The organism is Paenibacillus sp. FSL R5-0914, assembly GCF_038004525.1.
GTDB lineage: Bacteria > Bacillota > Bacilli > Paenibacillales > Paenibacillaceae > Paenibacillus_AQ.
This window is the reverse complement of sequence record NZ_JBBORH010000001.1, coordinates 1,921,361-1,943,551: the sequence shown is the minus strand read 5'-3', so window position 1 is coordinate 1,943,551 and position 22,191 is coordinate 1,921,361. Positions and strand designations below refer to the sequence as shown.

Annotated in this window: 11 protein-coding genes; 2 read left to right on the top strand and 9 right to left on the bottom strand. The window is 44.3% G+C overall.

Annotation, left to right across the window (positions count from 1 at the left end; all coding sequences use genetic code 11):
- Positions 1-38 precede the first annotated feature (38 nt).
- From yunB to MKX60_RS08545, 5 genes are all read right to left on the bottom strand, one after another.
- On the bottom strand, positions 39-1,121 hold the full coding sequence (gene yunB / locus MKX60_RS08565) for a sporulation protein YunB (protein ID WP_371915736.1): 1,083 nt from the start codon (positions 1,119-1,121) through the stop codon (positions 39-41).
- A gap of 145 nt (positions 1,122-1,266) precedes the next feature.
- Positions 1,267-1,878: a TVP38/TMEM64 family protein gene (locus MKX60_RS08560; RefSeq protein WP_341059517.1), complete on the bottom strand. Its 612-nt coding sequence runs from the start codon at positions 1,876-1,878 to the stop codon at positions 1,267-1,269.
- Positions 1,879-2,142: 264 nt separating this feature from the next.
- Complete coding sequence (locus MKX60_RS08555) at positions 2,143-3,012, bottom strand: glycine betaine ABC transporter substrate-binding protein (RefSeq protein ID WP_076300369.1); 870 nt, start codon at positions 3,010-3,012, stop codon at positions 2,143-2,145.
- A 15-nt stretch (positions 3,013-3,027) separates the two neighbouring features.
- Entirely contained in the window at positions 3,028-3,861 is an 834-nt protein-coding gene (locus MKX60_RS08550; protein WP_042191673.1) for an ABC transporter permease, read from the bottom strand.
- Positions 3,861-5,057 carry a quaternary amine ABC transporter ATP-binding protein gene (locus MKX60_RS08545; RefSeq protein ID WP_042191675.1) on the bottom strand — a complete coding sequence of 399 codons (1,197 nt, stop codon included), beginning with the start codon at positions 5,055-5,057 and terminating at the stop codon, positions 3,861-3,863. Before MKX60_RS08545 ends, MKX60_RS08550 begins: the two co-directional genes overlap by 1 nt.
- 259 nt (positions 5,058-5,316) lie before the next feature.
- Between MKX60_RS08545 and MKX60_RS08540 the strand changes: the two genes are divergently transcribed.
- Entirely contained in the window at positions 5,317-5,877 is a 561-nt protein-coding gene (locus MKX60_RS08540) for a GbsR/MarR family transcriptional regulator (RefSeq protein WP_042191677.1), read from the top strand.
- 59 nt (positions 5,878-5,936) lie between these two features.
- On the opposite strand, the gene MKX60_RS08535 is transcribed toward MKX60_RS08540, so the two are convergent.
- A complete protein-coding gene (locus MKX60_RS08535) occupies positions 5,937-10,832 on the bottom strand; it encodes a carbohydrate binding domain-containing protein (protein WP_341059516.1) in 4,896 nt (1,631 codons plus the stop codon).
- Between the two features lie 306 nt (positions 10,833-11,138).
- Between MKX60_RS08535 and MKX60_RS08530 the strand changes: the two genes are divergently transcribed.
- The gene (locus MKX60_RS08530; protein ID WP_076285281.1) at positions 11,139-12,155 is read left to right on the top strand and encodes a LacI family DNA-binding transcriptional regulator; all 1,017 of its coding nucleotides are present in this window, start codon (positions 11,139-11,141) and stop codon (positions 12,153-12,155) included.
- A gap of 114 nt (positions 12,156-12,269) precedes the next feature.
- Here the strand turns inward: MKX60_RS08530 and MKX60_RS08525 are convergent, their stop codons facing one another.
- From MKX60_RS08525 to MKX60_RS08515, 3 genes are all read right to left on the bottom strand, one after another.
- Positions 12,270-19,790, bottom strand: coding sequence for an S-layer homology domain-containing protein (locus tag MKX60_RS08525; RefSeq protein WP_341059515.1), 7,521 nt, complete (start codon positions 19,788-19,790; stop codon positions 12,270-12,272).
- A 462-nt stretch (positions 19,791-20,252) separates the two neighbouring features.
- On the bottom strand, positions 20,253-21,263 hold the full coding sequence (locus MKX60_RS08520; protein WP_149645032.1) for a ketoacyl-ACP synthase III: 1,011 nt from the start codon (positions 21,261-21,263) through the stop codon (positions 20,253-20,255).
- Between the two features lie 132 nt (positions 21,264-21,395).
- Positions 21,396-22,109, bottom strand: coding sequence for a DUF3153 domain-containing protein (locus MKX60_RS08515; RefSeq protein ID WP_076300373.1), 714 nt, complete (start codon positions 22,107-22,109; stop codon positions 21,396-21,398).
- Positions 22,110-22,191: the final 82 nt, after the last annotated feature.

Here is a 22,191-nt window from a genome sequence, read left to right as displayed (position 1 = left end):
TCTACCTATAGTCTATGAGCGGTTAAGCACGATATCCCTTAATTCCCTCCATTTACACCTTTGCCGCCTTCTTCTGTATGAGCTGCGCCTGTATTCGAAGAATTGGGTGCAGCTGGTGATGAATTGCTATCCTCTTGGCTATTCCCAGGGGTATCCTTGCTCTGATCTGATACTCCATTTTTATCTCCACTTACAGATGGTGCAGGAATAGCAATTCCAGGGGCACTGCTGCCATTAGCTCCGACAGGCTGACCCTGATTATCGTAGTAATACATAGGCACGTCTCCGACGACCATCAAATATGACACAGGAATTTCCGTATCCACTACTTGGGGCTCCATGTCAAAAGGAATAACCACCGCTACCTCCGTAACAATATGGATATAGACCTCAACTAAAATCATATTAATTCCGGCATTTTGCTGGCGAGTGCTGAGTTCAACCTTAACAGCACCTTGCGGTTCAATCTTGATCGGGATATCAGGTCCATAAGAGGCGATGAGAGGACTACCTAGTGCCTGACCGAGCGGAATATATTCTGTCTGATTATGCAAATCCTGCAACGTGGTTTGGATTACCTCTGCTGCTTGCGAAGTAATACGCATATGCTCCGCATAGTTCAACATAAAGCCTGATATTTTCCCGTTCTTATCGGTCTTCCAATCAATTAGTTCCTCCGCATTTCCTCCGTTCGCAACTTGTGAAGTGATCGCTTTATTTATCGACTCTGTTGCGATTTGCTTCACACGAATTTGCGCTAAATGCAAGATAGGTGGCTTCATGTGCAGCTCCACGTATCGCAGTGCTTGTAGTACAAGCACAATCAATACCAAGGATGCAATCAACCAAAATTTGCGCCGGCTTCTTGGCTTACGCGTGTTTCCGCCGGAAACGGTCATCTTTCTCTCTGCCCTACTGGATGATCTCATATGACTTCTACTTCGCTTAGCTTCAAAGCGTGCACTCTGTGGTCTTGCCGCTGCCCTACTAGGTTTTGACTTGAACGCGGAGCTTCTTCCAGAGAACCTCGGCGTCCCGCCCCCATTTATTTTTGGCAGCCGAAGCTGACCTAGATCAGGTAATCTTAGCCCTCGGTTCCCCCATTTTCTTAATCTCCCCATTGCGATAGTCCCTCCCACCTTACGTAGAGGTCAAGCCACCTCCACTTAGTTTAAGGTATTCGGAAAGAAGACAAAAAAGAAGAACGTTCCCTCCGGCGGATAATGCCAAAGAAACGTTCTTCATTCATTTGATGATCAAATAATATTAGTGCATTCTACTCCGTTTATCTTCCTGTAGATGGTCCCAGTGCCGCCGTATAAAGATACCGATTAGAATAGCGATAAACACGGCATACCAAGTAATATATCCATTCCATTCTTCCCTAGGGACGATTAAGCTTGAGCCGATCGTACCGAATAGCCAAATGTAGGACAGATTCCCAAGCACGGTTCCCCAAATAAAAGATGATGCTTTTATCGGTGAAACAGCGGACATAAAATTGATTACATTGTTCGGAATAATGGGAATCGTACGTAGAAGTACCAGCGTCCAAATTCCATATCGGTCCAAGTAACGCTGCCATTTGTCATACCTTTTCAGCTTAGACCTCCATTTTCGATCAAACCAATTGTAAAGGTATCGTCGAATGAGGAAGTACATCAGTATTCCACCCAGATTACAAGCCAGCCAACTAATTATCATACCTCCAATAACGTTAAATACAGAAACATGGAGGACAATCAAAATTACGAACGGAAAAAATCCTAATATACTCTGCAACAGCGCCAATGGAATCGTCACAAATAAAATAGAGGGTCCACTAAGGCCAAGCATTTGCAGCAGCCAATCTATCCAGGTATTTATGGTCTCTGTCATGAAGCAGTCTCCTCTCTTGACTCCTTGCAGCAGCTGCCTCCTGATTTACTTCGCTAAAGCATAAGTGTGAGCATTAAAATATATGCAAAGTATAGATATTCCTTTTAATACTTTGCTTATATTCCCAAGAAAAACACCCCTTCCGGGGTGTTTTATTGAATGATTTTGCTTATGAAGTGCATTTGTAAAGAACAGTGGTTAGCGTACAAGTTACACTTTTGTAATCCATTGATTCTTCACATCATACCACAGAATTCTATCTACTTACAATTCTACACCTTGAATCCACGCATTCACTTTATCCGGGTTGTTTTCTACCCAAGTTTTAGCAGCTTCTTCTGGTGACTTCCCACCTTGAACCTCAACCATTACTTTCGCCATGTCTTCTGCTGTCCACTCGAATTGATCCAAGAACTTATAGACATTCGGCATGTCTTCTTTCAGACCTTGACGAACCATCGTATGGATTTGCTCATCCGCACCATATACACCTTTTGGATCTTCCAGATATTTCAGGTCCATATTGGCGAACATCCAGTGTGGTGTCCAACCCGTTACAACGATAGGCTCGTTGTTGTCATAGGCTTTTTGCAGCTCCTGAGCCATCGCTGCCGATGAACTTTCTAGAAGCGTATATTCACTAAGACCATATTCCGCAATAGCCTTTTCAGTCGTCGTCATAATACCAGCACCAGGCTCAATTCCGATAATTCGATTGCTCAATTTACCTGCCAGGTCACTGTTCTTCAAGTCTTCAATAGAATTAATATCCATGTACGCTGGAACCGCTAAACCAACTTTAGTTCCGTTCAAATTAGCACCTAAATCTTCGATTTTCGAACCATACTTCTCTAAATAAGCTGCATGCGTGCTTGGTAGCCAAGCTGCGACCATAGCATCCGCACTACCATCAGCAACCCCTGCCCACATTGGGCCTGCATCTACCTGCAGCATTTCAACGGTAGCTCCAAGCTTAGTTTCAAGTACTTCTTTAACAACATAAGTACTCGCAATTTCGGAATCCCATGCCACATAAGCCAATTTCACTTTTTCTTTACTAGTGGATGAACATCCGGCAATAACAGTAATCATCATAATCACTAACAGGAATAAACCTATATTTTTTTTCTTCATATCTATTTAAAACCCCTATCTCTGTTTTGGTTTTAGTGCGTTCTGCGTTAAACGGTCGAGTAGAATAGCTATAATAACGATAGCAATCCCCGCCTCGAACCCATCTCCTGTCTTAGCCTGCGATACCGCGCGGTATACATAGGCACCTACACCTTGCGCACCGATCATAGATGAGATGACAACCATCGAGAGTGATAACATAATCGTCTGATTGACGCCTGCCATAATCGTTGGCAGTGCGATCGGCAGCTGCAATTTAACCAGCTTCTGAGTTGGTGTTGAACCGAAAGCATCGGCTGCTTCAACTAACTCCTCTGAAACCTGACGAATACCGAGATTGGTCAAACGAATTGTCGGTGGAATCGCAAAGATGATCGATGCAATTACACCTGGAACAACCCCAAGTGAGAAAAAAGATACCGCTGGCAATAAATACACAAATGCCGGCATCGTCTGCATAAAGTCCAAAATAGGCGTAACTGTATTTCTAACCGCATTTCTCTGCGCACACAAAATACCAATCGGTACGCCGATTACTACAGCCAATATCGAGGCGGTTAGAACAAGGGCTAAAGATTGCATCGAAGGTCCCCATAATCCGAGATTATCGATTAAGAGCAGTCCGATTACCGCAAATAAAGCCATGCGCCATTTCCCAATCCAATAAGACAAAGCTGCAATAAGTACGATAAGCACTAATGCAGGCAGGAAGGTCAGCGCACCTTCAATTGCAGAAACCATTCCACCGATTATTGTAGCGATAAAGTCAAACAAGGGGCCACAATACGTAGTTAGCCAGTTTTCCAACCACTCGAGGGCCTTTCCTAAAGGCAGTTTTGGAATGTCCATTAAGATCCTTCTCCTTCCGGTACCGCGTTACCCGCGAGTGCGGAAAGAACGGCTCCCTTAATCACAATGCCCTTTAATTTATCCGCTTCATCTACGACGGCTACAGGCAAATGTGTCTCAGATATTAGTTCAAAGAAATCATTGAGCAGCGTTTCTGGATATACACGAGGGATCTCCCGCCGTGTAACCTCTAGGATGGATTTATTATCCTTTAGTGCCTGCGCTGCGTCCTCAGCTGTAATAACACCCAAGAGCTTGTTTTCTTTGTCTACCACATACAAGCTGAATATTCCGCTATCACGCATTAATTGAAGTGCTACCCGAGGTCCACGCTCAGGTCTAACCGTTTCCGGTTGTCGCATCACATGAGCTGCTGTTAGCACCTTGGACAAGTCCACATCCTCCACGAACCGCTCTACATATTTATTGGCAGGTTGAATGAGAATCTCTTCCGGTGTACCAATCTGCACGATAACACCGTCTTTCATCAGCGCAATCCGATCACCAATCCGCAGGGCTTCGTCTAGATCATGAGTGATGAACACAATCGTCTTCTTCACTCTGGACTGCAATTCCAGCAGCTCCTGCTGCATGTCTTTACGGATCAGCGGATCCAGTGCACTAAAGGCTTCGTCCATGAGCAGGATATCAGGGTCATTAGCAAGTCCTCTTGCTAGTCCTACACGCTGCTGCATCCCTCCGCTGAGTTGATCCGGGCGATGATTCTCCCAGCCCTTTAATCCCACTAGATGCAATGCCTCCATGGCCCGTTCAGTTCTCTTCTTTTTATCTACGCCCTGAACCTCAAGTCCGTATTCCGCATTCTCCAATACCGTCCGGTGTGGAAACAATGCGAACTTCTGAAACACCATGCCGATGTTCTTGCGCCGAAATTGCCGAAGCTCCTCCGGGTTCATTTTCACGACGTCTTTTCCTTTAAAAAGGACTTGTCCCCCTGTAGGCTCAATCAAACGGTTCAACAAACGAACCAACGTTGACTTACCGCTGCCGGACAATCCCATAATGACGAATATTTCTCCTTCTTCAATGCTGAATTCGGCTTTGTTGACTCCGACCGTCAACTTTAATTCCTGAGCGATCTTTTCCTTCGACCACCCTTGCTCTAATAATGGAATCGCCTTTCCCGCATCATGACCGAATACTTTGGTTAGCTTTTTCACCTCTATAATAGCCATGCCGTCCTCCTTCTCCCGAAAATATATCCGGGTTTAGTTCACTTATAGTAGTGTACCGGACTATTGAAAATTCATGCAAACACCATATACGGATAAAATTTAGTGTACAGTTTTAACTTTACGTACTTTATGTATAGAATACTCTGTTTTACACCAAATTCCTTTATTCATGATTTCTTTACTTATGGAGGGGGATTTGATTACAATACATTGTATAAGGTTGCAGCAGTCTATCGACCTATTCCTCAGGAGGGACATCATGAACGATTTAGAAGGGTTAACACCCGAACAAATAGAGAAGATTAGTAAGGCCCGTGAACGCGTGATAGACTCTATCGGTAAAAATATGGACCTATACGGCATCACTTTATCCATTGGGCATTTATACGGTTATATGTATTTCAATCAAGGTCCAGTGACACTGGACGAGCTTAGCAAAACAATGGGAATGAGCAAAACGTCCATGAGTACGGGAGTCCGTACCCTCCTAGATCTGAAAATGATCGATAAAGTTTGGGGGAGAGGGACTCGCAAAGACCTGTTTACCACTGTGCCTGACTGGCATCAGAACTTCAGTGATTACTTCTCTATTAAATGGAGAAAAGCCGTCGAAGGAAATATGATCTCACTAGCGAAATCACTTGCAGAAATTAACGATATGAAAAAAGAGTATAGTGACGATAGTAAACTTATGCAGCTCTTAAATACAGATGAAGAGAAGATTACCGAATCCATTAATTACTACCGCTGGTTGCTAAAATTAATAGAATCCTTTGAGAATGGTAAGATCTTCGAATTTATCCCTAAAGAAGAATCTTAATTCCAAAACAAAAAAACGACAGTGCTCCTGGAAAAAGGAAACCACTGCCGTTTTTTCGTTTAACTTTCGATTAAGCTTACATCATCCAAATAAATCGTGCTTCCCGCACTAATTTCATTATTCGTTTCCGTACTGTTCCCATCAATAAGCCCTACTAAAAATACCAAATGAGCCCCTGCGTCTGTCGCACCGTTCATGGTAAATGTGTAGCTGAATTCTTTCATATTCTGGGTCAAAGCTATAAGCTCAGCTTCTAAATATTTGGTGTAGTCCCCGCCTTTATGCTCCACAGCTACCTGAATATTACGGTTTACCGTAGAACGGGCCTTAAACTTCAAGGTGTACTTCTTTCCCTGAACAAGCTTCAGGTTTTCGTAATCCACTTGTGCGCTGTAGGCAGCTTGCCCTGTGCCCGTCAGGTCTATCGCAAATTCCCCATCTTTTACAGCAGCAGATCCAATTCCATCAAAATACTGGCTCCACCCCTTGGAATCCACATCAAAGGTTCCATTATCCAGCGTACCGCTTGGTGGGTTCACAGGCGGACCACCTTGTACCTCCCGGACCACAATATCGTCAAAAGAAATCGTATGTGGCGTACTGTTAGCCGTAGGATCAGTGCCCAGCGATTTGCCGATCAGATAATTCAGCTTCAGCGGATTGCTGTTGGACACCATAAATTGTGCGCCATACGTTGCCCAATCGGCAGTAATATCAAACTTAGCTTGAGCGGAAGCTGCAGAAGTATTGGAGTATTCTAGGATGATCTGCCGCGGAACCGTTGATTTCGCCTTAAAGCTCACCTCATACGTTTTTCCGCCTTCCAGTGGGATACCCTCTTGGTAGAATTGTGTATGCCACGCCTCCCATCCTGCCGACGTAATCAAGATTTCTGCCACGCCATCCTTCACATCAAACGCAGAAACACCACCTTCTCCAGACCATGTAGACCAACCCGTCTTCCCACTGCCGAACGAGCCATTTATGACTAGATTGTTATCGTTAGCAAGTATCGTCTGAAGCACATATACATTTGCGTAGTGGTCAACTTCTACAGTGATTGTATAGCTGCCCTCGGATGGAAATACTGCCGCATCGATTGTGATTTTTCCAGGCTGAATGGTGTACTGTTCGGTTTCAAGTGTTATACCATTAACCTTCACTGCAATGATTTTCTTTCTCCAATCCTCATGGTCTATGAAGGTTAGCTCAATCGGCTGCGAAACTCTGTTATTGCTGCTATCGCTTAGTAATTCCTGCGGTTTGGCCGGTGCATTTTTGATTTCAAATTTCACGTTATCAATGATAATATCATGGCTTTGAGGAATACTAATTCCCTCAACCTTTCCAAGCAGGAATTTAAGTGACAATGTGTCCTTACTGCCTTGACGGAATTCGAATGTGTAATGATTCGTTGCTGGTGTGAGCTCTACAATTTTTGTAAACGAAGCCTGATAAGACGCATTTTCAACATTCACACCGATTTTTCGGGCTATGGTTGAACTGGCATCAAACTCCAGCACATAATCTATTCCGCTTGCAGCTTTCAAGTTATTTTGAAACAACATCACGGAATATGGCTGACTTCCCGTATTCGTAATGTTAAACTTCGCTGTACCCTCTGTAGCGGTGGCACTGCTCTGACCGCCTTGCTCCGTCAGTAGACGATCCCAGGCATAAAATTCAGCGTTGAATTCACCATTTACCAGCGGGTAGTAGACAAGTGATGGATCATAATAAAAGCTCGTACGGAGCAACTTGAAGTTATCCAAGATGATTGTATCCACAGCACCATTCAGAAGTAATATGAATTGTCCCTCATGATCTGTTGTACCTGTAAGGTTGGTGAAGCTGGCTTTTATTTCTTGTTCACCTTGGGCTAAGTTAACCGATTGCTGTGCATGTACGCTGCCGTCTTTTCCAAGAAGTTGAACTGTGGCTGTACGTGCAGAGGATATTGCAGCATTAAAGGTAAGCTCATAATCTTGGCCCTGTATGAGCTGAATTCCCTTCTGAAGCAACCGAACTTCGCCACTTTCGCTGCCGCCAATTTTCACATTCAGCTTGCCTTTTTCATCTACTTTAGCGGCGGCCGTTGCACCATTGGCTGTTTCTATGTGCCAATAGCTCATCCGATTGGGCTCACCAAGATCGAAAGTGCCGTTGTACAGATGATTACCGCTACCGAGCGGTGTCTTTATTCCGTCATGATCAAAAGGAATACTATCTACCTCTTCCAGACGGACATTACCTAACCAAACTGGAGAAGCGTTAGTTCCCATGTTGAACTCTATCCGTGCTGCAATATCAGAGTTATCCTTCATTTGAAACATAGTTTCGTAATGAGTCAGATCGGAAGTCAGCTCTGCCTTAAGCGCCGGAGAATAAGCGGCAAAGCCACGTGATTCTCCCCCCGTTAATTTAACGCTAATATTACGTGATACATCTGTTTTCGCATCGAAGCTGAGCTTATAGAATCTACCTTTAGCAACAGATACGATCGCTTGAGGTTGAACGGAATACGCATTGCCTCCAGCATTACTGATATTTACCTTTAGGAAGTTATGTCCCCCAATCGGTACAGTGGAGACAGTAGCATCAGCTCCTGGTTCTTTAAACAAAACCCAGTGTGAAGTATTCGGTATACCCATTCCATTATCTCCCGGAACCTGCTCCGTGAAGTTGTTGTTATAGACAAGGTTGCCGTCAGGAAGTGCTAGCTTTGAGCCTTCCAAGTAAGGTTCCTTATCCAGCGTTACTGGCACCGGCTCACGATACTCACGGCCTGTCAGTTCATAGACTCTGACATAATCAACCTGCATCGATTTTGGAAACACGGTTTCTGGTGTTGGATCACCATCGAAGTTGCCGCCAACAGCTAGATTTAACAGCAGATGGAACTCCTGATTGAACGGTGCTGGATAAGCATTATTCGTAGGCTGCCCATTGCTGATGCTGTACCAGTCATTTTTGGTTAAAAACAGTTCGCCATCTACATACCAGCGAATTTCTCCCGGCTCCCACTCAATAGAATACGTATGGTATTGCTCAATCGTAGAACCTTCCGGGAATACATACTCTTTGCCAGAGTACACATTGTTAGGCCATTCGCCGCCGTAATGGATGGTGCCCGCTACCGTATTAGGTCGGCTGCCCCATCCCTCCATAATATCAAGCTCACCAGAGGAAGCCCAATTTCCGTACTCGTAGTTCTCCGGCAGCATCCAGATCGCTGGCCAGTACCCTTTTCCGGTAGGCGCTTTAGCCCGAATCTCGAATTTCCCATATTTCTTACTAAACAGACCTTTCGTTTTAAGTCGCGAAGAAGTGTACTCCTTGCCACTTACTGCTTCTTTACGAGCAGTAAGCACTAGATTACCATCCTGTATCTTTGCGTTCTTCTCATCACTTGTATACCATTGCTTCTCGTTGTTGCCCCAACCTGGATTGTTAAATTGCGAACCATCTCCAAGGTCATAGGTCCATTTCGTAGGATCAATGGTCCCTTCATTGAATTCATCTCCCCAAACCAGCGTCCATGGATCGTTGGTTGGTGTTGGACCAACATTACCAGAACTGCTTGAGGCTGAAGTTGCTACTGGCAGTGTCGTTTTACTAGTGTTTCCTTTCTTTAATGGCGAGCCGCCAATCGTTACTCCATCCGCTTTGTTATCTATTGATGTTACGCTTCCGCTGCCTTGAATCGCTGTGCCTCCAGCGCTCGCAGTCAGGATTAACGCGGCCACCTGTGCATTGTTCTCCAGAGTCAATTGCGTTGAGCTGCCCACCGTAAGACTGGCAACAGTTCCTGAGATTCTTAGCAAAGAACCGCTGACTGCTGAGTCTGCCGAGCGAACCGCTGCAAATATCCCTCGAAGTGAGATAATATGAGGAACGACGTTCATCTCAACATCCCCAAAGCCTGCTCCCGTAAGATCGCCACTCTCTTCCAAGATTGCTCCGGACTGCAGCTGCACAGTACCCACAGCTGTTGAACCGCTGGTATAAATTCGAACCTTGCCGTTAGGTTTGGCTACTTGAAGCGGCCCAAGAGAAGTATTGTGTAAGCCAATACTCTGCTCACCGCCACCTCGTACAAACGTAGTCCCTGTTACCTTTACACCTTCAAGCTTCGCATTCCCTTCGGCAATCCCCTCCGTTAAATAAAGATTGCCTTGGATGACAGTATCTTTAAGAACCACATCGGCATGATTAATGATTACATTGCCCTTTACTGTTCCAAGCGAAGTCTCTCCAGATTTTAAGATGAGTCCCGAAACCATTCGATCAGCAAGCTGAGCAAGCTCTGCACGTGTAATTCCGCCCTCAGGCTTAAACAAACCTCCAGGATAACCTTTAATAAAGCCAGCACCCGATAGGGCTGCTATCGCTTTCGCAGTTTCATCACTGACTCCGTTCAAATCAGTGAATGCTGCTGTGCTACTTTTGTCCGTATTGAAATGAAACACTTTCTCCAAGGATAGTGCCGCCTCAGCACGCGAAAGCGCATGTGAAGGATAAATATTGTTATTCTTATCACTGCTTAAATATCCAGCTGTAATCCCTTTGGCAATATCACTCTTATACCAGTCTGTAGCCAGCACATCCGCTGGAAACTTATCCGATTGCTCCTGATAATTAAATATACGATTCATAATAGCCGCAAACTCTGCCTTTGTGACTTCCTTACCCGGTCGAAACGACCCATCGTCATATCCACTTATAATCCCATTTGCGCTCCAACGCTGTAATGGACCTGCAGCCCAATGGCTTGGAGATACATCCGTAAACGCTTTCAATACATCGATTGTTTCATTTCCCACTTTCGTTGCCGCTGAATCAGGTGAGTTTCCCTTTAATGGCTCTGCCGCTGAAGCATTCATGCTCCCAACCGGTGATAGCAGCCCGGTGACAAGGAGCATAGCAGCTATTGCTGCCGTGAAATTCCTCTTCATCCTAAACATCACTCCTCGAATTTCGTAATATTCGTAATTCAAGCGAAGAATCGAAATCGGTTTCGACAATGTTATTGTTGCTTAGATTTCCATATTTGTAAAGATATAATTTGAATTTTTTTACATTATTTTTTTCGGAATATATCTCAGTATTAAAATATCCGTTTGACTTGTTTCGGCAATAAGAATAGACTTAAAATAACTGTTTTACTCTTCACTCCATTCAAAAAAACTCATAAATAACCGCTCTACTACAGTCTTTCCCCCATATTCCAACTATTAAGCGGAGGGTGGCTTATACAACATATGAATATCAAAATGATTGCCGAAATGGCAGGCGTTTCTGTCTCGACCGTTTCGAAAATTATGAATAATTACAGCGATGTTTCGGAAAAGACCAAGAAAAGAGTCCTAGAGATCATCGAGCAAACTGGATATTCACCATCCAACTCCGCCAAGACACTTGCAACCAAAAAATCGAATCTGATCGGTGTGATTTTTGCGGGTGAGCTTAATGTAGAATTTACGCACCCTTTTTTCGTTGAGGTATTAAACTCCTTCAAGAAACAGATGGGTGTACTGGGATACGATCTCATCTTCTTTTCTAACGAAAAATTTATTAGCAGCGGAGATTACTTCGCGCGCGCTGTTCATTTTAATGTGGATGGCTGTGTCATTATATCTGGACAGAAGATGGAGCCAACGATCCACGATCTGGACATGAGCAGTATCCCTTGTATCGGGGTAGATCTCGAACTAAAAGGGAAAAAGTCAGGCTTTGTTATGTCAGATAACTTCCAAATATCCTCTAAGGTCGTAGAGCATTTTTACCTTCTTGGTTATAGGGAGCTTGGTTTTATAGGAAGTGCCGCGGATTCAGAAATATCCAATCTACGGGAAGCAGGATATACCAAAGCTATCGAAAGTTTCGGTCTCCCTTTGAACCGGCGTTGGTTTGTACATGGCGACGATTTCTTTGAGTCCAGCGGGTATACGGCTATGCAACAATTAATTCAAAGCGGCAGTTTACCAAAGGCCATTTTTGCTGCCTCTGATTTGCTGGCTTTAGGAGCCATCCGTGCATTAAAAGAACATGACCTCCGGGTCCCTGAGGATATCGCCATCATCGGCTGTGATGACATCGAAGCCTGCAAATATACTACACCAAGACTGTCTACCATCCGTCAGAACAAACAACGACTTGGTATCCTCGCTGCCCATATGCTCTATGACTTGATTAACAATCAGTCAGGTGGCGGTTCATTTGTTGTGGAGCCAGTGCTTGTTGTGCGCGAGTCCTGCGGAAGCCAATTGAAATTCTAAGGTATAACATGAATAAATCCCCTCAAAGTTTACAACGTCTCAGACCTCGATAAGATGTCTAAGGCATTGTCTAACTTGAGGGGATTTTTCATGTAGGGAACTTACAATTTCATTTTAGAATTTCGCAAGTAGATTTGAAATACTCTGAGCTGCCTCGGCACGGGTTGTCATCGATTGCGGAAGGAAGTTACCATCCTGATGACCCGTCAGAAGCTTAGCTTCTAGCGCACCTTGTACATAGGTTACTGCCCAAGAACTAACTTTAGAGCTGTCATTAGTCGCATGGAATGAGCTTGCTTCCGGCTTAACGCCCGTACGATATGCATAGGCTCTTACCAGCATAGCTGCCATTTCCTCGCGGGTAATCTGTTGATTCGGGTTAAAACGATCCTCGGATACGCCTTGAATAATACCTGCTTCAAAGGTTGCATTGACCGCCTCTTCGTACCACGATCCAGCGACTACATCTTGGAATGAAGTCGGACGACTCGCAGTTAAGGAAAGCGCTCTGCTGAGGAGAGCTGCATATTCTGCTCTTGTGATGGAACCCGATGGGTTAAACATAGAGTCAGATTGTCCCTTCACAATTTGTTTAGCAGATAGTTCCTGAATAGTCTTGTATGCCCAGTGACTTTCAGGTACATCTCGATAGCTGTTTTGGAACGAAAGAACAACGTATTGGCTAAAATGATTCAAATCTACGGTAAGACTGGTTTTGGACGGATTCATCGTCCCCCCTAGATAGGTAAAGCTGCCATTTTCCTCAATACGATAAATACCCGCTAGAGCTGGATTGGTTCCATTTAGAATCGGTAGTGTTATCTTCACGGGTACTGGGAATTGCTTCAGTGAATATTTATTACCAGACTCATCTGACATGATTAATGAGAAGTCCATGATGTCACTAACCCGTGAATACGGTGTAGTTATTGTAAGTTGATTCGATTGAATGGCTTCCATCTTCAAAAGTATTGTTGCTGTCTTCGCAGTTGATGGCAGAAGCTTACGAAGCTCGTTCAATACTTTGGAGGATACAATGGCACGAACCCCATTCACTTGAATCTCTAGATCCCTATTGCCGATCTGCTCGAGTTGATCGATCGGAATCATAACTTGATTCTTATCCGCTTGAAGCTGCAAGATGATGTTTCCTTCAGCACTCTTCGTTAAGAGTTCATCTGGGATAACAACCGCCCCTGCAGGCAGCTCCGGCTTCACCACCTCTGGCGGCGTAACGCTTGATCCTGGGTTCCCCCCACCCGTTGGTGGTGTTGTCGAGGTATCATTTTCGCGCATAACAGCAATAGTGTAAATCTGTTTGGTTCCATCTTGAGCTGTCACAGTTACGGTGATCATATTAGTGCCGACATGTAAATCTCCACTGCCTGTTATCGATACAGTAGCCATAGGATCCGCTGCTGTATAGGTTACTCGCGTAACGGTTGTCGAGTAAGGTACAGTCAGTTCGTAGTTGTATTGCCCAGAGGCAAATCCACGAATCGTAGTTCCATTAACGCGAAGATCTACCAGATCTGCATTGCTTGAAGACTCCGCTTCAGGCTGACGCGTAATGATGATCGTATAAATATTTTGTAATCCGTCTTGAGCTGTCACGGTAACCTTCACGACGTTCCTACCAACCTCAAGGGCTCCACTACCCGTAATCTTAACTACGCTAGTCGGATCGTATGCCGTATAAGTAATATCCGTTACCGACGTACTATAGGAAACCGTTACGTTATAGTTCAACGTACTAGGTGCAAAAGCTGGTAGAGTTTCCCCATTCATTCGTAGATCGGACAGCAGAATTTGGTTAGGTAAGGATTCTGACTCACGGATGACGATAATGGTATACACATTCGAGCTGCCGTCTGGAGCTTGGACATGCACTTCCACCAGATTCTCGCCTACTTGCAGAGATTTACCACCTATGACATGAACGCTTAGTAAAGGATCTGCTACCTTATAAGTGACCTCTGCGACCGAAACATTATTCGGTACACGAATCGCATAGTTCATTTGATCCGGTGTGAAGCCGATCAACGATTGACCGTTTACCTGAAGATCTACTAGTGTTGCCTGAGAGATCTGTACTTCTTTAGTTGCAGTGGTCAAATTCGGCATCGTTTCATGCCCTTTCGCATCTGCAATCATCGCTTGCGTAATTTGTACAGCAGTAGCCTTTTCTTGTGGTGATACTCGTAGCTTAAGAATCGGAGCATCTGCTTGAATGCCATTCGTTGAGGTTAGAATGATTCTTGTCATTCCATTAACCGTCTCTTTGCGCACAATCTTAACGCCAGGTTGAGCCGGTTCAATCGATGAGAAGATGAGACTGCTGGAGTCTACATTCAAATCGATGGCTGTCACATCTGAAGTCGCATTGTTGATTGATACTTCATAACCGTTAACCTTTTGTGTAGCAGCATCAACTAATTTTGTGAATCGCAAGTCCGCAGCACCCGATTGTTTCTGTTCGGTTTGAGGTATGAACATACCGTCAATGACATGAGAATCTCCAATGGATGGGTTCAGGCCAAGTGCAGTTAGAACTATTGCAGCCAAGTCTCTTGTATTCCCACCTTGCAATAATTTTTCCTTCCCGTCTTCGGTGGCTACTGTTCTACCATTCGCCGCGAAGAAGATTGTGGTGGCAAGGGGCTCATCTTGCCCATGACTTGTTGCCATGCCCAAAGTTCCGTCTGCATTCTCTTTACCCCCACCATGGTCAGGCAGCATGAGGATGAGCGTGTCTTCCAACAAATGATTGTTCTTTAAAGCATCATAGATGGTCTGGATGTTCTTATCCGTCTTCTTTATTTGCTCATAATACGACTTCGTATAGAATCCATCACCATGGCCCGCCCCATCCATATCATCCAATTGGAAGAAAATTAACGAGGTATCTTTCGCTTTGCCGCTAGCAGCGTATTGCGTGAACGCCGCTACATCAGCTTCATCTCCTAGGGAATAACCTTCGACACCAACAGAAGGTTCAATATGCCCCTGAACGATGTTGCTCCAGGTGGAGAATACCGTTTGTTTAGTAGCAGGCAATGCCTCCCTAATTTTTTTGAATACCGTTGGGTAGTCCCATGATTCACTGTATGTGTAGGCTGCGGTATCGTCATTATATAGACCATGCTTTTCATAACCAACACCATTAATCATCGAACCCCAGTTTGGAGATGAGCTGGAAGGTAAAGTAGTTTTAGCCGTATAGCTAATAGCTCCATGCTCGATAATGTTCCGAATGGCTGGAATTTGCAGGCGATCACCTACCTTTTCTTTCTTGGAGCTAGGCGTCTCCCAATAAGGCGCATCCTTGGAGACCGCTACACCCCCACCATCAATCCCGATGACAACTACACGTTTATAGGGCTGGTATTGGGCTTGGGCTGCCATATCTGCCAGCTCTTCATCCGAAATGCCTTTCGCAAGTGCAAGGTCACCTATCGTAACATAACCATCTGCATTAAGATCTTCGGAAGCTTTAGCATGGATCTGAATAACGGCAGGCGCCGAATCAAATGCCTTAATCGTTAGTTTTGTTGATCCAGTATAGAAATCCGCATGCTTAACTTCAATGATGCCTTGGCCGGAAGCACCAAGCGTATTGAATTTGAGCTCCGAGATTCTGGACTTTGCATACTCCAGCGGATTCTCGATGTTATAGACATTACCTCCTGGAAGTTCTAGTCTAACGATACCAGGGGTCGAGGCGTCTGTCTTGGTTGCGCGAGATGCGCTGACAAATTCGAAATGTTCTGGATCATAAGCTATCTCAACGACAGCTTTGTCCACTTTAGTCGTCATATCAGGTGTACGCAAATCTAGATTATATCGGAATTGCGTACCTTGAACCGTGTGCTTAGCTCCGATCAGATTTAATGAACCTGAAAAATCCTCAATGGAAGCAAGCGGCGGAGCACTGTTATACATATCAGAAACTTCCTGCGCGGTTAATGTTCTTCCATACATATGAAGCTCATCAAGCTGTACTTGCAGCGCATTGCTGTAATTGCCTGTACCATCATTTCCGATCATGGTTGACAATCCTGTATCCAGCGTACCCGTTCGACCTGCAATGGTCATGGTGCTTGCTATACCCTGATAGTTCGTGCCATTAACTTTGGTCACATTTACAGGAACACCATCTTTATAAAAATCAACTCGCCCTGAAACACGATCATGCGATATGGCGATATGATGCCAGGTGCCATCTACAACATTTGGAATTTGGGCATCTGCACGCGATTCGCCGGATGTATTAAAGTTCCATTGGAGTGCACTTCCCTTCAGCGCTAAGGCATAACCTGCATTTGCACCGGAATCCCAATTTTTGTTGGATAGAATCGCAGGGTCTCCTGAGACAGAAGGCGATTTAACCCAAAATGCGAACGAGAAGTTCTTGTCCTTACCGAATTGCAGACTTGTTGGCTTGCCAAGATCAACATATTGCAGCGCTGAGCTCTTGGAATCGATACTCAAGGCTTGTCCGACGCGACCTTTCACGAACTGTGGATCTTTAACCGGTGTTGCCGGTATAGCATTTACAGATTGATCCTCCAAATTATTCTCGAAGGACATCTGTAGAAGTGTATCCGCAGAGAGCACTGAGCTACCAGTAAAATCGATTTCACTCATACTGGTGAATAAAGCGGTTGGGTTATAGGTGCTCGTGACAACAAATTTCACATATCTACCTTGTATCGCTTTATCCAAAATATTGAAGTCTTGATAGCTCGTGCCTTTCCAGGTTTTCTGGAATGTGCCGATCGCTTTATTCGCCGGATTGCTCAAGTACGCCGGATCGGTCAAATCCGATAATTGATCCGAGGCGTAGAGTTCAAAATCCTTTGGAAATTCCAGAGCCGTCTGACTTAAGCGGCTAGTGCGCCCAATACCAGTTAAGTTCTTACTACCCTTCATGTCGATAATCACCCAATGTGGAAATGAGGCTGCAGGCTCCTGCCATTTGGAATGCCAAATCGTAGCGGTATCGTTATCTAGGATGTTCGCAGCATTGGCATTTTCATTGTCCGCATAAGAACTAAAGGAGTTGATAGTGAATGCGTTCTTAGGAATAAAGGAATATATTGCTGCCTGTTGTATTTTTTTATAGACCCACTGAAGCTCGACATAAGCAAGGTCAATTTCGGTTTCGCTATTACTTGCCGTCAGTTGTCTGGCTTTCTGAAGTTGGTTCGCAAGCTCGTCCAGCTGGTCTTTCGGGTAAGATACACCACTGACTTTATCGCTGTTCTTTTGGAAGGATGCAGCGTCATGAATTAATGTGGTGAGCTGTTCAAAGGTAAAGAGCTGAACACCCTTATAGGAATCCGACAATGCTTTGTTTTCCGTAGCTGTGAGCGATCTCTTCCAGATTCTCAGATCATCTATGGTAATCGTTGCTCCGCCATTTCCTTTGTTGCCATCCACACCAATCAGCGTGTTAAAGGTTGTATCTACACTTTGAGTACCAAGCGAGGCAATACTCCCCGATGCTTTCTCCGTCCCATCTACATAAACTTTTGCTAAGTTGTTTGTTCTGTCCGCTGTAATGGTAAAGAGATGCCACTCCGTTCCTACACTTGATGCTGTAATATCCGCTCTTTTCGTTCCATCACTGATATTTAAGGTCATACCATTGGTGGAGGCAGGTCCAATATACCAGCCTAGGTTACCGCCACTATTCCAGTTTTTATTGGAGAGGAGAGTCTGATCCCCGGAAAGATTGCCTTTGTGCCAGAAAGACACGGTGAAGCTTCCTGCTCCGAATTTCAAATCATCACGCTTGCCCAAATCAATATAATTACTATTGCCCGCTGCAATGAGCGCAGCTTTATTGGATTTACCATCGACATACGTTACATTGCCTGCTAGACTTGCAAGCCCTGTCACGTCTTTAGCTTCATCGGATAGGTTTCCATCCAATTTCATATCGACCACTAGATCCTTCCACATGGTCGATGGATCAATTGGCGTCAGTTCAGGTGCTTCATTGCCGGCTGTGAACGATTGCTCAAGAGTTGCAGAGCGATTCCCGTAGGCATCAACAGCTGTCACTTGAACAATGTATGAAGTTTGAGGCGCAAGTCCTTCGAGTGGAATATTCATTGCATTCGGAATCGGGGAAAAGTAATAGTCAGAGAATACATTCACAGATTTGCTGCTAACTCCGGACCTTTTATCGATGACATTGATTTCATAATGATGCATAGATTGATCATCTTTCGCTTGCTTAAAGGAAAGTAAAGGTACCGTATCCTGATTCGTTATGTCGAGCTCACTATTGAATACAGGAGCAACCTTATTACGGTTAGCCGTCGTGTACTTGAAATTGCTCTTAATAGCTTCATTCGTCGAGCCTTTTAGCTGAATGACCCACTTATCTCCAGCAACTGTACCCGCACTGTTGAATGGAGGCTGCGGCTCAGCCGTCCACTTACCGTCTGTGTAGATATCTCCAGGATCTGCGTTAAACGCAATCCGATCCACTTCAACCCGATCCGCATATACCTCAACGAAGTCGGCCTGACTGACAGGAAATTCAAAACGTCCTTCAAGTCCCTTCTTAGTCACTTGGGAGTAACCACGATCGGATTCAATGTAAGACATGGAGCCAAGGTTAACTGAAGTGAAATCCTTCTGGTAAATGGAGCGATCATCACTAATATTCAGATGGGAATGTCCGGAGAAGGTAATCACTTGAGGATAGTCTTTGAGATCCGTATAAAGATTAGGATTCGATGCCTGTTGCCCATCCATTACCGTATTCGATATAGGTTGGTGCACATTCACGAAGATGGGGGTATTCTGATTCTTCGGCTCAGCTGTAAGCTCTGCAAGTCTACCCTTTAGCCAATTACGCTGACCTGTATCTGAGTTGTAGTTGTTCCCGTTTAAAAATAAGAAATGATAGCCACCGATTTCAGATTCATAATAGCCATTCGGCTGGCTTGTGAACCAGTCCGTGGGATAATGTTCGTTGACTTTAGCAACGGTGGAATCGTGGTTACCTATAGCCATTCGGATCTGGGTGTTATTCCACTGCTTTCTAGCTAAATTTTGCTCAAAAATTTCCCGAACCATCACATGGTCATTAGGCTTGTCGTTCCCATTATCATTAATCATATCGCCAACGACGAGTATCGCATCCGGGTTCGGGAAAATCGACCCTATCGTATCAAAGAATTGGGTATAACGTGCATCTGCTGAAGCATGCGAGCCCACATGTACGTCTGACATCGCTACAAACTGGAGTAATGGCTTTTCTTTGGTCTTGATGATATAAGAGAAGGTTACTCCTTTACTTGCCACACCATTTTTGATCGCAATGGCTGACAAATTCGTTGTTTTGGAGATCGAGATCGGCCCGTTATATTTCAAACTATGAACATCCGGAAGCGTGCCGTCGAGTGTATAGTAAATGTCAGCATTCTGCGTTGCAGTTGTGAGGTGGATCGTCTGCGCTTCTTCATATCGGCCGGTGGGTACAGAAGTCGTTGGTTGATCTACAGATAGAATCTCAGATTCTTCAGCTGCAAACACAGGGGTGATATTCGGCATCGTAGAACCAATCACTGTGAGTGCCAGTAATAATGCAACAAATTTCCTACCTTTTCTGAACAAAATCATCTCTCCCAAGCATTATTTTATAGTTTTGAATCCCATGAGAACTCTCCATCGACAAAAGAGCTAACTACCCTTATCTCGGATATATTCGATAACTCCTCCTTTCTTCATCCTATTCAAAGTACATCCCATACTATTTTTTTGGTAGACTGGGGTCTGCTGTGTTTATTGTAGGTATGGATTATTTGCCTAGCATTAAATATCTGTAAACTTCAAAAGATGCATCCAAAGGCTGTGATATGGGTCAAAACGCCTAACTCAATCCCAAAAGATGCCTAATAAACGAATAACATCTGCATATCATTAGCCGAATATGATCACAACAGTAGCCTAATACATGCATAATATATGCCCAAGAATACTTTTAGTAATGAAACAAAAACGACCGTTCCTCGAAAAAATACCGAGAAACGGTCGTTGCTTTAACAAAGTTTTATTATTTATGTTTACCTGAACAACTCACAATAAAGTTGGCTCCCCTACTTGCTCATCCAAGTTCAGCTCTACCAGTTGACCGGCCTGCGTCAGCCCCGCACCAAAGCCATACATCAGAATCTTGTGCCCGTTCTTTACTTTGCCTTCACGAATGCCCAAATCAAGAGCTAAGGGAATTGTTGCGGCAGAAGTATTGCCAAAATTCACAAGACTATGCAGCACTTGCTCCATCGGATAGTTCATACGCTCGCAAATCGGCTCAATCATTCTCATATTTGCGCTGTGTGGAATAAACCAATCGACTTGCTCCAGACCCACTTCTGCTTTTTCAAGCAGCTGCTGTACACCAAGAGGAACGGTTCTGACCGCCCAACGAAATACCTCGCGTCCGTTCTGTACGAGCATCTGTGTATCTACCAGTTCAATATTATTCACCGTATGGGCTAGACCCGTGCGATACACATGATGCGCGCCGCTGCCATCACTAGCTAGCTGAAAGCCTAAAAATCCCGTCGATTGCTTATCACTCTCCACAAGCACTGCACCGGCCCCATCACCAAAAAGGATACATGTACTGCGATCAGTATAATCTGTAATCTTGGAGATCGTATCCGCACCAATCACTAGAACCTTACGGTGCATCCCTGAAGCAACATAGCTATGAGCTGTATGAAGTGCATATACAAAACCCGCACAGGCTGCGCTCAAATCTATAGCTCCTGCAGTCTGCGGAATATTTAAGCGGTCTTGAATCAAAGAAGCTACTGAGGGAAAGGAAAAATCAGGTGTACTAGTAGCTACAAGGACCATATCCACATCCTCAACGTTTTTTCCATAACGTTTCATTAGATCCTGTACTGCCGATACACATAAATCGCTTGTGTATTCATCCTGCCGACTAATTCTGCGTTCACGAATTCCAGTCCGCCCCACAATCCACTCATTATCAGTATCCACCATCTGCTCAAGATCGGCATTCGTCAGTCTTTTTTCCGGGACATAAGTTCCGATAGCTGTAATTTTTGCACCTGTCATTCCAATCACCTCTTCATTTAGTATCTGATATTAGCACTTGGTACTAATTATAACTCTACACCTGCTATAAAGTAAAGAAAGCCGGTAAAGCAGCATGGCTTCCCGGCACTATCAATACATATCTCGAACTACTTAAGCACGATTTACTTTACGGTGTTTTCTTTTTCTGACGAAAAATAGAATCGCAGCAATGATCACCACCACTAGGATGATTAACACGATCACTATATTCCATACATTCGGCACATAAAGTTGCATTTTGATCGGCTCCGTATCCCCCAGCGTAACATTCCAGGTAAGTGTTCTGCCTTCATCAACAGCTGCATTATTATCACCAATCAGATCTATTGGCAACGTTAGTTTAAAATCAAATGCAAAGTTTTTCAACACCGCCCGAATAATCGGCTTTGATAAACTCAATGTCCCCATGTTATCCATAATAGTATCCACATAGCTATTAAATTGAGGCTGCGCTTCAACATCATACTTAGTAAATAACAAATTCTTTTTAGTAACGAGCTGTAGATCCACAATATCCAGCCCCATAGAGGTTGAACCTATATCCTCAAATGAAGCGTAATTTTTCTGGATTTCATAGACTGTAGACTTACCTTCTTGTCGTTTTTCTAGCTGAATCCCTTCCTCCTTCAATTTATCTGTCAGACTCTTCTCCATTTTATCGCTGATCAATGCTTCTGTTCGGGAATCCAATTTCACATTCATTGCTAAATCTACGCTTTGATTCTTATTCACCGTGACGTGAACGGTACCATTAGAACATCCCGATATTAGTATCATCATTAAGAGCAGTGTTAGGATCGTCAAGCCTCTCCATTTTAACGGCATTTTCCTCAAACCCTTCAGTAGTATGTATTCATAAAACAGGTACCTATGCTCTAAAGGCTAACTCATTTATATCATAGAATCA

Excerpts from the sequence above, each read along its gene's own strand:
- MKX60_RS08515 (WP_076300373.1), bottom strand. The coding sequence starts at position 22,109 with ATGCCGTTAAAATGGAGAGGCTTGACGATCCTAACACTGCTCTTAATG.
- MKX60_RS08550 (WP_042191673.1), bottom strand. The coding sequence starts at position 3,861 with ATGGACATTCCAAAACTGCCTTTAGGAAAGGCCCTCGAGTGGTTGGAA.
- MKX60_RS08530 (WP_076285281.1), top strand. The coding sequence starts at position 11,139 with ATGAATATCAAAATGATTGCCGAAATGGCAGGCGTTTCTGTCTCGACC.
- MKX60_RS08535 (WP_341059516.1), bottom strand. The coding sequence starts at position 10,832 with ATGAAGAGGAATTTCACGGCAGCAATAGCTGCTATGCTCCTTGTCACC.
- MKX60_RS08555 (WP_076300369.1), bottom strand. The coding sequence starts at position 3,012 with ATGAAGAAAAAAAATATAGGTTTATTCCTGTTAGTGATTATGATGATT.
- yunB (WP_371915736.1), bottom strand. The coding sequence starts at position 1,121 with ATGGGGAGATTAAGAAAATGGGGGAACCGAGGGCTAAGATTACCTGAT.
- MKX60_RS08520 (WP_149645032.1), bottom strand. The coding sequence starts at position 21,263 with ATGACAGGTGCAAAAATTACAGCTATCGGAACTTATGTCCCGGAAAAA.
- MKX60_RS08560 (WP_341059517.1), bottom strand. The coding sequence starts at position 1,878 with ATGACAGAGACCATAAATACCTGGATAGATTGGCTGCTGCAAATGCTT.
- MKX60_RS08545 (WP_042191675.1), bottom strand. The coding sequence starts at position 5,057 with ATGGCTATTATAGAGGTGAAAAAGCTAACCAAAGTATTCGGTCATGAT.
- MKX60_RS08540 (WP_042191677.1), top strand. The coding sequence starts at position 5,317 with ATGAACGATTTAGAAGGGTTAACACCCGAACAAATAGAGAAGATTAGT.